Raw genomic sequence first — 13673 nt, forward strand, 5'->3', positions numbered from 1 at the left:
TTTTTGGGGCCGGCTCTCTCTATCAATCAAGGCATTACCCGCTAACGCTTTGCCTGGCTCAGTACAAGCCGAGAATTTATAAAGGCTTCCGTGCGTCATGCGCGGCGGGGCCTACGCCGATGGAAACGCCTGGCTTAGCAGCGTGCTTTCCGTTGTGGTGTCCAGTCCGCCGGTTTTCGGCAGGCCGGCTTTTTCTTGATATGCGGTGATTGCCGAGCGGGTGCGTTTGCCGGTGACGCCGTCGATTGTGCCGGGGTCGAACCCGAGATACAGTAAAGCCGCTTGCGCCGTGCGTAAGCCCAAATCCGGCAGCATCACCTTGTATTGGGCGTGGGCCGCGGCCAGTCGGGTGTCGTATTGGTTTTTTTCGAAGCTCGGACCGTTGTAGCCGCGGGCGAACGCATCCCATTTGCCCTTTTGCATCGCACCGGCCAAGCCATTGGCTTTGATGAAATTGGTCATCGCCAGCAACTGGGCGTTCTCGTCTGCAACCAATGCGGCCACCATGGCGTCCACAGTGGCAAATCCGGCGTCCTCGAAGTTAAAACCCATCACCTGGCCAATGCCCCAGGAAGCGCTTCTCAGCGCCGCCGCTTGGTCCAGTCCGAGCGCTCTGTGCAGGCGGTCGTATTCCGCCGCGCCGCCAATGTAGCCGCCGGCTTTGCTGTCGCTGATGTCAGGGGCGCTGCTGTCGAACCGGCCCGCGGTTTGATTATGAAAAATATGCCGTTCAAACAGAATCTGCGGCCGGCGGTCTTTCAAAAAACCGAAGCCGCGCGTTTCCACGCTGAGCACCGCCCAGACCGCGGGCTGGGCAACGCCCAAAGTGTTGCACACTTGTTCGATACCCTCGCCGCTTAACGGACGGCCTTGATCTTGAAAATTCATGATTACCCCCTTGATTGATTGTGCCGGGCGGAAGACGGCCCTTCACTTGTTTAATTTATTCGACCCGTTGCTTCCTGTTGCTGTGCCAAGCATCGGTGTGTGGCACCAGGCGCTATCGATTGAGGCTCCGGTAGGCTGCGTTTAAGAAGTGCCTGACTCATCATTCGCTCTGAGAACCCGGTTTACTGATCGAATTTCTGGCCGACCTTGCTTGGCGTGATCGGAGCGGCACGGCAGATTATCTTTTTGATTTGGACGACAAGCAATTGCCGCAGATGAGGCGCTATCAATACGCTTAAAAATGAGGTGAATGAGCGTCGATGCGGCATGGTGTCCGAAATTTGAAAATAATTCGGTAAAAGAGATGTCTTCAGCAAAACGACTCTTCTATAAAGTCAGCGTTATTTTGAAACAGGTGGGCGATATTTTCTAATAACTCCTGTCAAGAATTTTTTTCATGGTTCTGTGGTATATCACTTAAACAGTATTAAATAACACAGTTTAAATGATATGCGCAAAAATTGATCTGCTAATGCGGCTGTCAGAGTATCCCCAGATCGGAAGTTAAGCTAGGGGGCGGCGGGGTTATTGATGTCGCCTGTGCTTAGTTAAGCGTCTGGTGTTATTGGTTGTTTTTAGTAAAACCTGCCGCCAAAGTCCGTTTTGACATGCGGGGGTTATAGTTTGAAATGATTATTCGGAATAAGGTTGGCGGTTTGGCATACTCCGTGCTGAATCGATTTTTTGAGATAGTTGATCATTTCTCGTCTCTTTCCCTCAATTGCGCAGCCACAATGCTATGGATATTCAAATGACTTTTCGATTTAAAGTGCTGTTATTCCCACTGATATTGTCTTGTTTCGCACCGCGAACATTTGCCCATATTAGCTACACGAATTTAATGGTGACGGATCCTGTGCACAACGCATTTGGTAATGCGGTTACCGAAACTGACGGCTCAATTACTTATAATTTTCGCGGCTCCGTTGCTGGAAACGCTGCTTGGGCGGATGCAGCTGACGAAAATTGGGGGGACAGCCACAGTGTTTTGCCATGGGAAAAATTCGAAGTCGATAGTGCCGGAGGAGCATATGTCAGCATCAGTATCTCGGGAGGAATATCCGGCTATGTTTTGGAATGGGATGAGGCGGTCCAAGATGTAAGGCCGAAAATTCAAGACGGCAAATTGGATTTAACGCCTGCCTTCACCCTTTACAGCGGCTTGCTACCCGAATTAGCACATGACTCATCGGAAGTCCTGCCGCCGCCTGAAGGCAAAGAAGGGCGTTGGAATGCGTTGGGAGATGTCACTATGGCTAACGATGACGGTGATATCGGTACCGTTAAGTACTTGATGCACGCAGGCGAGGTGGACAGCGGCAGCAGTACAGTCTCACTTGATAATATTTTCCTTCCGAAAGGTGTTTACTCAATGGCCATCGGAGGGGCTTGCTCCGCTTGTATCTTGCCCGAGCTTACAGATGAAATCGGCAACGATCCGCTTTTATGGGAAGCTTACCTCGCATTGGAAAACGATAGTTTTATTCAACGCGGCTATACGGTCTCTTTAAACATTCGGCCGGTTCCGGTACCGCCCGCATTGCCGCTGATGGCGACTGGGCTACTCGGTATTTTTGGAGTCAGAAGATTTTCACTGCGGAACTGAAAAACTTTTGCGTTGGGCGGGTGGTAGAGCTTTTGCCGATTCCAAGCGCCTTCGCTCGTTGGCTGTAAAACTCTAATGTTTAGGGTTTGGTATTGACGGACGTTGGCTCTGTCGGTATCAGCGCGGATTAGGAATTTGTCCCAGCGATTTTGTGCCGATCAACAAGATAGCCGAGCCCTCTCAAGACTGCGGCGCGGGCTTGCGGTCGATATGGCCCAAATCCCGCTCCGGCGCAATCACGTCTCTGACCAATTGTTTCAATTCGGTAATTTCGGGGAAGCGACCTTCAGACTTGCGCGACCAGACCAACGCGCCGTCGGCATGCACTTCGAAAATGCCGCCGGTGCCCGGTTGCAGCGCCAGTTCGCTCAATTCGCTATCGAAGGTCGTCAACAGCTCTTGCGCCATCCAGGCCGCGCGCAGCAGCCAGCGGCATTGGGTGCAGTAACGGATTTCGACGCGGTGGCTCATAGACTGTCGCGGAGGCGTTGGTAGATGCCGCCGAAGCTGCCGTTGCTCATCAATAGGACGTGACAGACGCCGCCGGCCTCGGCTTGGATCGTGCTGATTATGGAGTCCAGGCTGTTGCAAATCTCGATGTTATTGGCGTATTTCAGCAATTGGCTCAAATCCCAGCCCAATCCGTCCGGCTGAAAGATGATGGCGTGGTCGGCCTGGCTCAACGATTCGGCCAGGGATTGGGTATGCACACCCAGGCGCATCGTATTCGAGCGCGGTTCGACGATGGCGAGAATTTTTTCGTTACCGACTTGTTTGCGCAAACCGTCCAGCGTGGTTTGGATCGCGGTCGGGTGGTGGGCGAAGTCGTCGTAAACGGTGACGCCGGCTGTTTTGACGATGACTTCCATCCGGCGTTTGACGTTCTGGAATTGCGCCAACGCGGCGATGGCGTCGGCCGGCGTGACGCCGACATGGCGGGCGGCGGCGATGGCGGACAAGGCGTTGTAGACGTTGTGCCGGCCGGTCAGCGCCCATGCCACGGTGCCTTGGTTTTGGCCTTCGAAATGGATCGCGAAACGGCTGCCGTCGGCGGCTAGCAATTGCGCTTGCCACGGCGCCGGCGCATCGATCGCGGTCAGTTGCACCGGGCTCCAGCAGCCCATCGCCAATACTTCGGCGACGTGTTTTTCGCAGTCCGGGGCGATGATCAAACCCTGGCCGGGGACGGTTCTGACCAAATGGTGGAACTGCTTTTTGATGGCATCCAGGTTTTCGAAGATGTCGGCGTGGTCGTATTCCAGGTTGTTCAAAATCGCAGTGCGCGGCCGGTAATGCACGAATTTCGAGCGCTTGTCGAAAAAGGCGCAGTCGTATTCGTCGGCCTCAATGACGAAGAAATCCGATTTCCCCAGCCGGGCGGAAATGCCGAAGTTCAAAGGTATGCCGCCAATCAGAAAGCCGGGTTTGAAACCGTTGTGTTCCAGAATCCAGCTCAGCATGCTGGTGGTGGTGGTTTTGCCGTGGGTACCGGCGACCGCTAACACCCATTTGTGTTGCAGCACATGTTCGGCCAGCCATTGCGGACCGGAGATATAGGGCAGGCCCAGATTCAATACGGCTTCGACTTCCGGATTGCCGCGCGACATGGCGTTGCCGATCACGACCAAGTCGGGTTTGACGTCCAGATTCTCGGCCTTGTAGCCGTTCATCAACTTGATGCCTTGCTGTTCGAGCTGAGTGCTCATCGGCGGATAGACGTTCTGGTCGGAGCCGCTGACGGTGTAGCCGAGTTCGCGGGCGATCAGGGCCAGGCCGCCCATGAAGGTGCCGCAAATGCCGAGGATATGGATATGCACAGGTTTGGGTGGGGTCATTTTTTCGGTTCTTCGGGTTTTGCTTCGGAGTTGGCTTCGGCTTGAGGTTCGGACGGTGTGACTTCCTCGGCTTTCGCCTCTTGGGCTTTGGCGCCGGCTGCTTCCAATAATTTGACGATGTTGTCGCGGCCGAGCTTTTTGGCTTTGTCGAGGACTTTCACGCCTTGGGCGTCGGCGGCGTTGACGTTGGCGCCGGCGGCGATCAACACGCCGACCAGATCCGGGTTGCCAAACATTACCGCATCCGTTAGCGCCGTGGCGCCGAGTTTATCGGCCAGATTGACATCGGCGCCGTAAGCCAGCAAGGTTTTGACGATTCTGATATTGCCGTTGAAGCTGGCCGCCATCAACGCGGTACGGTCTTGGTCGATCTTGCCGTTGGCATCCAGACCTTGTGCCAGCAATGATTCGACCCGTTCGATTTTGCCGGCGGCTGCGGCGGCGAACAGGTCTTTGGCGTCTTCGGCAAACGCCGCCAAGGGCAGGGCCAGCAGGGCCGCGCCCCAAAATCTGCGGATGTTCATGGGATTGCTTGCGTTTGGTTACCAGTTGGGTTGAAATAACCGAAAGTCCGTTTTACATGATCCATCAATGAGCGAAAAAAACAAAGTTTTAGTTGAAGCGCAACCTTACTACGTCGAGGCGCAATCCTCGCCGGAACAGAACCGTTACGTGTTCGCTTACACCGTCACGATTACCAACGTCGGTTCCACGCCGGCCAAATTGCTGACCCGGCACTGGCTGATCACCGATGCCAACGGCAAGGTCCAGGAAGTCAACGGTGAGGGCGTGGTTGGCGAGCATCCGCATCTGAATCCGGGCGATTCGTTCCGTTATACCAGTGCGGCGATGATCGAAACGCCGGTCGGCGTGATGCAGGGCAAATACCAGATGCAGGCCGATACCGGCGAAAATTTCAACGCAGCCATTCCTAAATTTACCTTGTCGATTCCCAGAACCCTGCACTGATGGCAGATTATGCGATTGGTGATATCCAGGGCTGCTACGACGAATTCCGCCGGCTACTGGACCAGATAGCATTCGATCCGGGCCGAGACAGGTTGTGGCTGGCCGGCGATCTGGTCAACCGCGGGCCCAATTCGCTGGAGACGCTGCGTTTCGTTAAAGGCCTCGGCGATGCGGCGATCACTGTGCTGGGCAACCACGATCTGCATTTGATTGCGACCGTGGTGTCGCTGAGCAAGGCCGGCAAAAAAGATACCCTGGGCGCTATTTTGCGGGCCGAGGATTGCGACGAGCTGATTCACTGGCTGCGCCACCAGCGTTTGTTTTACCGCGACGGCGATTTCTGCATGCTGCACGCCGGCCTGCCGCCTCAATGGGATTTGGCCACGACCGAGCAGATGGCGCGCGAAACCGAACAAGCCATGCAGGGCGCCGATTACGAACGGTTTTTCCGCTCGATGTACGGCAACAAGCCTGCGCTGTGGCGGGAAGATTTGCCCAAGATCGAAAAACTGCGTTTTGCGGTTAACTGTTTTACCCGCTTGCGTTATTGCACGCTCGCCGGCGAGTTGGATTTCGGCCAGAAGGGCGCGCCGGGTACACAGCCCGCACATTTGCTGCCGTGGTTCCAGGTGCCGGGCCGGAAAAGTCGGGACATGCGGATCATTTTCGGCCATTGGTCGACCTTGGGCTATTACGAAGGCCACAACTGTTATTCGATCGATACCGGTTGCCTGTGGGGCGGCCAATTGACGGCGTTGCAATTGGGCGAAGCGCCGCAACGTTTCAGCATCGACTGTGGCCCGGCGCAGGACCCGCTGGCGGACTGAGCGTCGTCCCAGCTGCCGCGGTTTTCTTTGACCGTCCCCGTCCTTTCAATCCAACTTACAGGAAATAACCCAATGCAAACAAAATGGCTGTACCCAATATTTTTGGCCATGCCGCTGACGGTGTTCGCTTACACCGGCGAACACGATTACGGCCAACCGGTCGACCACAAACTGGAAAGTTTGACGCAATTGCTGCAACTGACTCCGGAGCAAAAAACCAAACTGGAAGCGATTTTCAAGGAACAACACGAGAAATTCCGGGCGATCCATGAAGAGTCGCACAGCCGGATCAAAGATTTATTAAACCCGGAGCAGATGCGGAAAATGGACGAATTGCGCAAGCAACACAAAGAGCGGATGCAGGAAGACGCGCAAAAGTCGGTCCGCTAAATAAAAGCGGCCGCGACGGTGAAGACCGTAGCGGCCGTTTTTAGCGCAAGCCAGATTAGGAGAAATTGCGGCCGTAGAAGATTTCGGCCATCTCGTCCTGCAACATTTCCTGGATTTCCTGCTTTTCGTCTTCGCTGAAGTTGCTTTCCTTTTCGAACAGGTAATTTTCCAGCTCGGTTTCCTTCAACATCATCTTGGTGTGGAAGATGTTCTCCTGATAGACGTTGACGTCGATCATTTGATATAGCTCTTTGGTGCTCTCGGCGATGTAGTTCTGGATCGAGTTGATCTTGTGGTCGATGTAATGCTTTTGGCCGGAAATATCGCGAGTAAAGCCGCGCACCCGGTAGTCCATGATCACGATGTCGGACTCGAAACTGTGGATCAGGTAATTCAGCGCTTTCAACGGCGAAATCTGACCGCAGGTCGAGACGTCAATGTCGGCACGGAAGGTACAGATGTCGGTGTCCGGATGGCTTTCCGGATAGGTATGCACGGTGATGTGGCTTTTGTCCAGGTGGGCCAAAATGGTGTCGGGCAACGGGCCGGGCGATTCGGAGTTCATGCCGGCCGGAATCACTGCGCCTTCCGATATCAGCATCGTCACGCTGGCGCCCTGCGGATCGTAATCCTGGTGGGCAATGTTCAGAATCTGGGCGCCGATGATGTTGGCGACGTCCTTCAAAATCTGGGTCAGGCGCTTGGCGTTGTAGGCTTCGTCGATGTACTCGATGTAGGCTTTTTCCTGCTCTTTCGGTGCATAGCACACATCGTAGATATTGAAACTCAGCGATTTGGTCAGGTTGTTAAACCCGTGTAATTGTAACTTGCTCAACCGGTCAGCCCTCTATAACTTCAAAATCATGACTCATTTCCACGCCCGCTTTGCCTAGCATGATCGACGCGGAACAGTATTTCTCGGCCGACAATTTCACCGCCCGTTCCACTGCAGCAGCGGGCAGGTTTCTGCCGGTCACTTTAAAATGCAGATGGATTTTGGTGAAGACCGCGGGTACGCTGTCGGCCCGTTCCGCGGTCAGTTCTGCCGTACAATCGACAATGTCGTGCCGGCCTTTTTGCAGAATATCGATCACATCGAACGAGGAGCAGCCGCCCACGCCCAGCAACAACATTTCCATCGGCCGCACGCCGAGATTGCGGCCGCCGTGGTCCGGCGGTCCGTCCATCACGACGGTGTGACCGCTGCCGGATTCTCCGACAAACAGCCGGCCGTCGACCCATTTAATCGTTGCCTGCATAAATAATCCCAACCAAAAACGAAAATTGGCGCGGATTTTACAACGAACCTGTCAAATGTCTTGATTTTTTTCTAAAACTACTGCACCTTGGTAGAGTACACAAACTAGTTCACAAAATTATTACAACTTATGAGCTTTGTTAAACAAAACAAAATATCTCCAGCCGCCCTGGATGCCTTTCTACGTTTCTGTCACGTTAGAAGTTATCCGGCCAAAATAACCATCGTTCGTCCGGGTGACGTCGGCGATAAGTTGTTGTTCGTTGTCGACGGTTCGGTGAGCGTAAGTGTCGAAGATGAAGAAGGCCGCGAACTGATTCTGGCCTATTTGAATAAGCACGATTTCGTCGGCGAGATCGGCGTGTTCAAAAACGCCGAAACCCGCAGCGTGTCGGTTAAGACTAGGACCAAATGCCAGATGGCTGAGATCGGTTACGAGCGCTTCAAACTTCTGCTCAACACCGATTTGCGCGATCATGCCGTGGAAATTTTGACGGTATTGGGCGAGCAGCTTTCCACTCGCTTATTGATCACCAGTCGTAAATACCGCGATTTGGCGTTTATGGACGTTGAAGGCCGCATTGCCCGGACGTTGTTGGATCTGTGCAAGGAGCCGGATGCGATCACCCATCCCGACGGCATGCAATTGCATATCACCCGCCAGGAAATCGGCCGCATCGTCGGTTGCTCGCGGGAAATGGCCGGGCGGGTGTTGAAGGAGCTGGAGGACAAAGGCTTGATCACCGCTCACGGTAAAACCATCGTCGTGTTCGGTACCCGCTAGGACACGATGGGTGGGCGGGGCGTTTGCGCCCCGCATGGGATGCGGGCTTCCGTATCCCGGCGCCGCCAACTGCACGTTGACGGCGAGACGGGCCGCGCCAGCGGTTCGCCGTTTCTTATTTCCCGAAAACCGTTCGAAATAGTTCCTGCATCGCCGCCCAGGATTGCCGGTCGACATCAGCGTCGTAAGCGATCGGCAGGTTATTGGCCTTGCCCAGCCGGTCGGCGTCCGGATTGCTGAAGCCGTGACGGACACCGGGATAGTTGACGAAGCGGTAATCGGCACCGGCTCTAGCCATTTCCGCCTGGAACGCGCTAATGCTGTCTGCAGTAACGAACTCGTCGGCGGCGCCGTTCAGCACCAGGATTTTGGCTTTGACTTTGCCGGGCTGGGCCGGGGTTTTGGTCGCCAGATTGCCGTGGAAACTGACCACGGCGGCCAAGTCGCCGCCCTGTCTGGCCATGTTCAACACCGTGGCGCCACCGAAGCAGTAACCTATCGCGGCAATTTTGCCCGGATCGACGCTAGGCTGTTGTTTCAGGAACGCCTCGGCGGCGGCAAAACGTTGTTCGGAGACGCCGGCCCGCTCGACCACGCTGGCCATGAATGCCGATGCCTCTGCCGCATGTTCGCTGAATTTGCCGTCGCCGTACATATCCACCGCCAGCGCGGTATAGCCCAGTTCCGCCAACATTTTCGCCCGTTGTTTGGCGTAATCGTTCAAGCCCCACCATTCGTGTACGACCATTACCCCAGGTTGCTTCTCGCCCTTGGCGTCGTCCCAGGCCTGATAAGCTTTGAACGTGGTGCCGCCGGCCTGGTAGCTGACGCTCTGTTCGTGCAATGCGGCCTGTAACCCGGAACTGAAGAATAATGTCAAAAACAATAAGCGGGATATCATGTAGCTCTCCTGTTAGCGTAAAAAGGCTTACGGTTACACCGCTAACGGATATTGTCAATCGGCTGGGGAATGGCGTCGCCGCCGTCGGCCTGTAAAAACCTTATAAGGCGAGCGTATGAAACAAAGCGGTTCCCGCCCGGTGTGGCGGCAAATTCCGGCCAGCGTTTGGGCCTTGGGCTGCGTCAGTCTGCTGATGGATATCTCGTCGGAGATGATCCATAGTCTGTTGCCGCTGTTCATGGTTTCGGTATTGCACGCCAGCAGCCTCAGTATCGGTTTGATCGAAGGCGCGGCCGAGGCGACTGCGCTGATCGTCAAGGTGTTTTCCGGTACGCTTAGCGACTACCTGGGCAAGCGCAAGAGCTTGGCTTTGCTGGGTTATGGCCTTGGTGCACTGACCAAGCCGTTGTTTGCGCTGGCCGCCAGTGCCGACATGGTGTTGGGCGCGCGCTTGTTGGATCGGGTCGGTAAGGGGATACGCGGCGCACCGCGGGATGCGCTGGTGGCCGACGTGACGCCGATCGAGATTCGCGGTGCGGCGTTCGGGCTCAGGCAGTCGCTGGATACGGTCGGCTCTTTCCTGGGGCCGCTGCTGGCGGTCGGTTTAATGTTGGCATGGGCCGACGATTTTCGCGCGGTGTTTTGGGTCGCGGTAGTGCCCGCCGGGCTGTCGGTAGCTATGCTGTCGTTCGGCGTCAAAGAGCCGGCCAATGTGAAGCGCGCCAAGCGCGGCAATCCGATTCATCGCAGCAACCTAAAGCGTTTGGGGCCGGAATATTGGTGGGTCGTGGCAATTGGCGCGGTGTTTACGCTGGCTAGGTTCAGCGAAGCGTTTTTAGTTTTGCGTGCGCAACAGGGCGGCATGGCGATCGCGCTGGTACCCTTGGTCATGGTGGCCATGAACCTGGTCTATTCGGCGACCGCATATCCGTTCGGGCGATTGTCGGACCGGATGTCGCACCGTACCTTATTGGCCTGGGGCTTGCTCGTACTGATCGGCGCCGATTTGACCTTGGCATTCAGCGCCCGATGGGAGGTGACCTTGGCTGGGGTGGGCTTGTGGGGTCTGCACATGGGGATGACTCAGGGCTTGTTGGCGAAAATGGTCGCCGACACCGCGCCCGAGGATTTGCGCGGGACCGGGTTCGGATTCTTCAATTTGGTCAGCGGAGTGGCGATGTTGCTGGCTAGCGTGCTGGCCGGTTTATTGTGGGATCGGCTGGGTGCGGCGACGACATTTTATGCGGGGGCTGGCTTTAGCCTGTTGTCTCTGGCGATGTTGTTTATGCGGCGGATTGCCGACCGCTAGGGCTGTTAACCGGCTGCGGCAGTTCGAGCTCGCCGGCCGTCAAGACCGGCGAAGCAAGGCACGATGAGACCTATGCAGGTGGCGTCTATTTGCGGGTGGTGCTGAAGGTGTAGGAACGGACGATGCCTTGCGGGTCGAAACGGATCAGCAAGTCTTGTGAGTCGGTGCCGCCGAACAAAGCGTACTTGTAAATGCCGTAGGTCCAGGTCGGTTTACCGTCTTCCATGCCGGTGCGCCATGGCGTACCGAACATTTCGGTAATGTCCTGCTTGCGGGTTTGGCCGATTTTGATTTCCGGCACGTGATTTGCTGCAAACTCCTGGCCGACCGTGAAACAACCGGTCAATTGCGTTGTCGATAAGGCGCTAACCAGCAATAGCGACGTTAACGTTAAAGTGCGCGGATTGAGTTTGATGAAATGGTTTTTCATAAGCATTGCCTTCAGGAAAATTGATGGTCTTAAACTAGCGTTTAACGGTTTATCTTAGCTGTTTCCGGTTACCACCCGTAAACTTTTTAGCCAAAACCCGGATGCCCAGATGCTCACCCACGCCGATAGTTACTCTCTCGATTGCCTCAGATTCGATAACCGTTTCGTCCGCGAACTGCCGGGCGACACCGAAACCGATAATTTTCGCCGCCAGGTTTACGGCGCCTGCTATTCATTGGTGCAGCCGACGCCGGTGAAAAGCCCGCGCTTGGTGGCTTATTCGGCCGAAGTGGCGGCCGAATTGGGTCTTTCGGACCAGGATTGCCTATCCGAAGACTTCTGCCAAGTGTTTGCCGGCAACCGTCTGGCGGCCGGAATGCAGCCTTTCGCGATGTGTTACGGCGGCCACCAATTCGGCCATTGGGCCGGCCAGCTCGGCGACGGCCGGGCGATCAATCTCGGCGAAGCCGTCTGTCCCGACGGACGCCGCCGAACCCTGCAATTGAAAGGGGCCGGTCGAACGCCGTATTCGCGCAGTGCCGACGGTTTGGCCGTGTTGCGTTCCTCTGTTCGCGAGTTTTTGTGCAGCGAGGCAATGCACCATTTGGGCGTGCCGACCACCCGTGCGTTGAGTGTGGCTCTGACCGGCGAGACAGTGGTGCGCGACATGTTCTATGACGGCAATCCGCAATTGGAGCCGGGTGCCGTGGTGTGTCGGGTGGCGCCGTCTTTTACCCGCTTCGGCAATTTCCAGATTTTTACCGCCCGCGACGATTTGGAGTCGTTGAAGAAATTGGCCGACTACACGATCCGCAGCGACTTTCCTGAATTGGGTGAGCCGAGTCCTAAGGTGTATCTGCGTTGGTTCGAGGAAGTCTGCCGGCTCACCGCCGAAATGGTGGTGCATTGGCAGCGGGTCGGTTTCGTGCACGGCGTGATGAACACCGACAACATGTCCATTCTGGGTTTGACCATCGACTACGGTCCTTACGGCTGGTTGGAAAACTATGATCCGGATTGGACCCCGAATACCACCGACGCCCAAGGGAGGCGCTACCGTTTCGGCAATCAGCCGAAGATTGCCTACTGGAATCTGGTGCAACTGGCAAACGCGATTTATCCGTTAGTGATGCGTGCGGAAGCGCTGGAGCAGGCGTTGTTGACGTTTAGCGAAACCTTCGAAGCGGAATGGCGCGCCACGATGGCCGCCAAATTGGGCTTGAGCCGTTTCGATACGGACAATGACCAGGAACTGGTTAGCGATTTGTTACAACTGCTACAAGCCGCCGAAGTTGATATGACCCTGTTTTATCGGCAATTGGCAGAGCTCGATCCGTGCGACCCGGCCGTGGCGGTTGCCGGTTTTCTAACGATGTTGGAAAACAACAGCTATGCTGCCATCGCAGAAGAGCAGCGCAATCGGGCGGTGGCGTGGTTCCAGCGATACTGCGAACGTAGCCGGCAGGATGGTAGCGATCGCGATGTCCGGCGGGCGCGGATGAATGCGGTAAATCCGAAATACGTGTTGAGGAATTATCTGGCACAGCTGGCGATAGACCAGGCGGAGCAGGGAGATTTCGATTTGGTCGGTGAATTGTTAGAGGTTTTGCGAAACCCCTACGCCGAACAGCCGGGCCGCGAGCGATTCGCCGAAAAACGGCCGGATTGGGCGAAGCAACGGGCGGGCTGTTCAATGCTGTCTTGCAGCTCTTGACAGTGGAATGGGCGATTTTTTCGCCCTGCTACTGTACTGAGTTGCCCGGCTGGCCTACTATTACACTTTTTGGCTGAACTAACTCGGAGCAGAGCATGGCTCAAGAACTCGGCATTGTAAAACTAGTGAGCGGATCGGTCAGAGCCACGGCGGCCGACGGCACTACCCGTGTATTGCAAGCCGGCGACAAGGTGTTCGATACCGACATACTTGCCACCGCTGCCGGCAGTGCCATCGTGATTCAGCTGGCCGATGGCTCCACCGTGGATATGGGGGGCAATGACCGGATGCAACTCGGCGCGGTGTTGCAGGAGCAAGAACGGGAGGAGGCGGTGGTTGTGCAGAATCCGCCGCCGGCCGGTCCCTCTGTTGAAGATATTCAAGCAGCCTTGCTAGCGGGTGCCGATCCGACCCAAATTGCCGATCCGACTGCGGCAGGAGCCCCGGCTGCCGGCGCCGCAGGCGGCGTTGCCGGTAACGAAGGCCATGTGCCGGTCAGCGTCGACTATCTGAATCCGGTGGCGCCGGTGACCAACGGTTTCGATACCACCGGCCCAAGTGTGGCATTCAACAATATCGTCCCGGAAGTGTTGTTACTAAACCCCGGTACATTGCCGGGGGCGCAGATTACCGGTGGAAATCTGCCGCCGTTCGCGGCTAACGACAGCGTCAGCGGCATTCCTGCCGGCACCCCGGTCACGC

16 protein-coding genes are annotated in these 13673 nt (G+C 56.0%); 8 read left to right on the top strand and 8 right to left on the bottom strand.

Annotated elements, in window-relative coordinates; genetic code table 11:
• Positions 1-111 precede the first annotated feature (111 nt).
• Complete coding sequence (locus C2U68_RS20600; protein WP_140914351.1) at positions 112-888, bottom strand: N-acetylmuramidase domain-containing protein; 777 nt, start codon at positions 886-888, stop codon at positions 112-114.
• A gap of 799 nt (positions 889-1687) precedes the next feature.
• Here C2U68_RS20600 and C2U68_RS20605 point away from each other — a divergent pair.
• Positions 1688-2554, top strand: coding sequence for a hypothetical protein (locus C2U68_RS20605; RefSeq protein ID WP_140914352.1), 867 nt, complete (start codon positions 1688-1690; stop codon positions 2552-2554).
• Between the two features lie 180 nt (positions 2555-2734).
• Here C2U68_RS20605 and C2U68_RS20610 read toward each other — a convergent pair whose 3' ends face one another.
• Genes C2U68_RS20610 through C2U68_RS20620 form a run of 3 tightly spaced genes read right to left on the bottom strand, consistent with a single transcriptional unit; the run spans position 2735 to position 4913 of the window.
• Positions 2735-3025, bottom strand: a complete 291-nt coding sequence (locus C2U68_RS20610) for a SelT/SelW/SelH family protein (protein ID WP_140914353.1) — start codon at positions 3023-3025, stop codon at positions 2735-2737.
• Positions 3022-4371 carry a UDP-N-acetylmuramate:L-alanyl-gamma-D-glutamyl-meso-diaminopimelate ligase gene (mpl, locus tag C2U68_RS20615; protein ID WP_140914366.1) on the bottom strand — a complete coding sequence of 450 codons (1350 nt, stop codon included), beginning with the start codon at positions 4369-4371 and terminating at the stop codon, positions 3022-3024. The genes C2U68_RS20610 and mpl overlap by 4 nt, the downstream gene beginning before the upstream one ends.
• A gap of 14 nt (positions 4372-4385) precedes the next feature.
• Positions 4386-4913 carry an ankyrin repeat domain-containing protein gene (locus C2U68_RS20620; protein ID WP_140914354.1) on the bottom strand — a complete coding sequence of 176 codons (528 nt, stop codon included), beginning with the start codon at positions 4911-4913 and terminating at the stop codon, positions 4386-4388.
• A 67-nt stretch (positions 4914-4980) separates the two neighbouring features.
• Here C2U68_RS20620 and apaG point away from each other — a divergent pair, with 67 nt between their 5' ends.
• From apaG to C2U68_RS20635, 3 genes are all read left to right on the top strand, one after another.
• Positions 4981-5358 carry a Co2+/Mg2+ efflux protein ApaG gene (apaG, locus tag C2U68_RS20625; protein ID WP_140914355.1) on the top strand — a complete coding sequence of 126 codons (378 nt, stop codon included), beginning with the start codon at positions 4981-4983 and terminating at the stop codon, positions 5356-5358.
• Positions 5358-6185 carry a symmetrical bis(5'-nucleosyl)-tetraphosphatase gene (locus C2U68_RS20630; RefSeq protein ID WP_140914356.1) on the top strand — a complete coding sequence of 276 codons (828 nt, stop codon included), beginning with the start codon at positions 5358-5360 and terminating at the stop codon, positions 6183-6185. The genes apaG and C2U68_RS20630 overlap by 1 nt, the downstream gene beginning before the upstream one ends.
• A gap of 72 nt (positions 6186-6257) precedes the next feature.
• On the top strand, positions 6258-6575 hold the full coding sequence (locus C2U68_RS20635) for a hypothetical protein (protein WP_140914357.1): 318 nt from the start codon (positions 6258-6260) through the stop codon (positions 6573-6575).
• A 55-nt stretch (positions 6576-6630) separates the two neighbouring features.
• On the opposite strand, the gene speD is transcribed toward C2U68_RS20635, so the two are convergent.
• Both speD and C2U68_RS20645 read right to left on the bottom strand, forming a co-directional pair.
• The gene (gene speD, locus C2U68_RS20640) at positions 6631-7410 is read right to left on the bottom strand and encodes an adenosylmethionine decarboxylase (RefSeq protein WP_140914358.1); all 780 of its coding nucleotides are present in this window, start codon (positions 7408-7410) and stop codon (positions 6631-6633) included.
• 4 nt (positions 7411-7414) lie between these two features.
• Positions 7415-7834, bottom strand: a complete 420-nt coding sequence (locus C2U68_RS20645) for an OsmC family protein (RefSeq protein WP_140914359.1) — start codon at positions 7832-7834, stop codon at positions 7415-7417.
• A 129-nt stretch (positions 7835-7963) separates the two neighbouring features.
• Here C2U68_RS20645 and crp point away from each other — a divergent pair, with 129 nt between their 5' ends.
• Entirely contained in the window at positions 7964-8617 is a 654-nt protein-coding gene (crp, locus tag C2U68_RS20650; RefSeq protein WP_140914360.1) for a cAMP-activated global transcriptional regulator CRP, read from the top strand.
• A gap of 115 nt (positions 8618-8732) precedes the next feature.
• On the opposite strand, the gene C2U68_RS20655 is transcribed toward crp, so the two are convergent.
• Positions 8733-9518, bottom strand: coding sequence for a dienelactone hydrolase family protein (locus C2U68_RS20655; protein ID WP_140914361.1), 786 nt, complete (start codon positions 9516-9518; stop codon positions 8733-8735).
• Positions 9519-9633: 115 nt separating this feature from the next.
• On the opposite strand from C2U68_RS20655, the gene C2U68_RS20660 reads away from it, so the two are divergent.
• Positions 9634-10827, top strand: a complete 1194-nt coding sequence (locus tag C2U68_RS20660) for an MFS transporter (RefSeq protein WP_140914362.1) — start codon at positions 9634-9636, stop codon at positions 10825-10827.
• A gap of 85 nt (positions 10828-10912) precedes the next feature.
• Here the strand turns inward: C2U68_RS20660 and C2U68_RS20665 are convergent, their stop codons facing one another.
• Positions 10913-11257, bottom strand: a complete 345-nt coding sequence (locus C2U68_RS20665; RefSeq protein ID WP_140914363.1) for an outer membrane protein assembly factor BamE — start codon at positions 11255-11257, stop codon at positions 10913-10915.
• 109 nt (positions 11258-11366) lie between these two features.
• On the opposite strand from C2U68_RS20665, the gene C2U68_RS20670 reads away from it, so the two are divergent.
• On the top strand, positions 11367-12971 hold the full coding sequence (locus tag C2U68_RS20670) for a protein adenylyltransferase SelO (protein WP_140914364.1): 1605 nt from the start codon (positions 11367-11369) through the stop codon (positions 12969-12971).
• 95 nt (positions 12972-13066) lie between these two features.
• A partial coding sequence (locus C2U68_RS20675; protein WP_140914365.1) for a retention module-containing protein occupies positions 13067-13673 on the top strand: 607 nt, incomplete at its 3' end.

Source organism: Methylomonas koyamae (assembly GCF_006483455.1).
Classification (GTDB): Bacteria; Pseudomonadota; Gammaproteobacteria; order Methylococcales; family Methylomonadaceae; genus Methylomonas; species Methylomonas koyamae_B.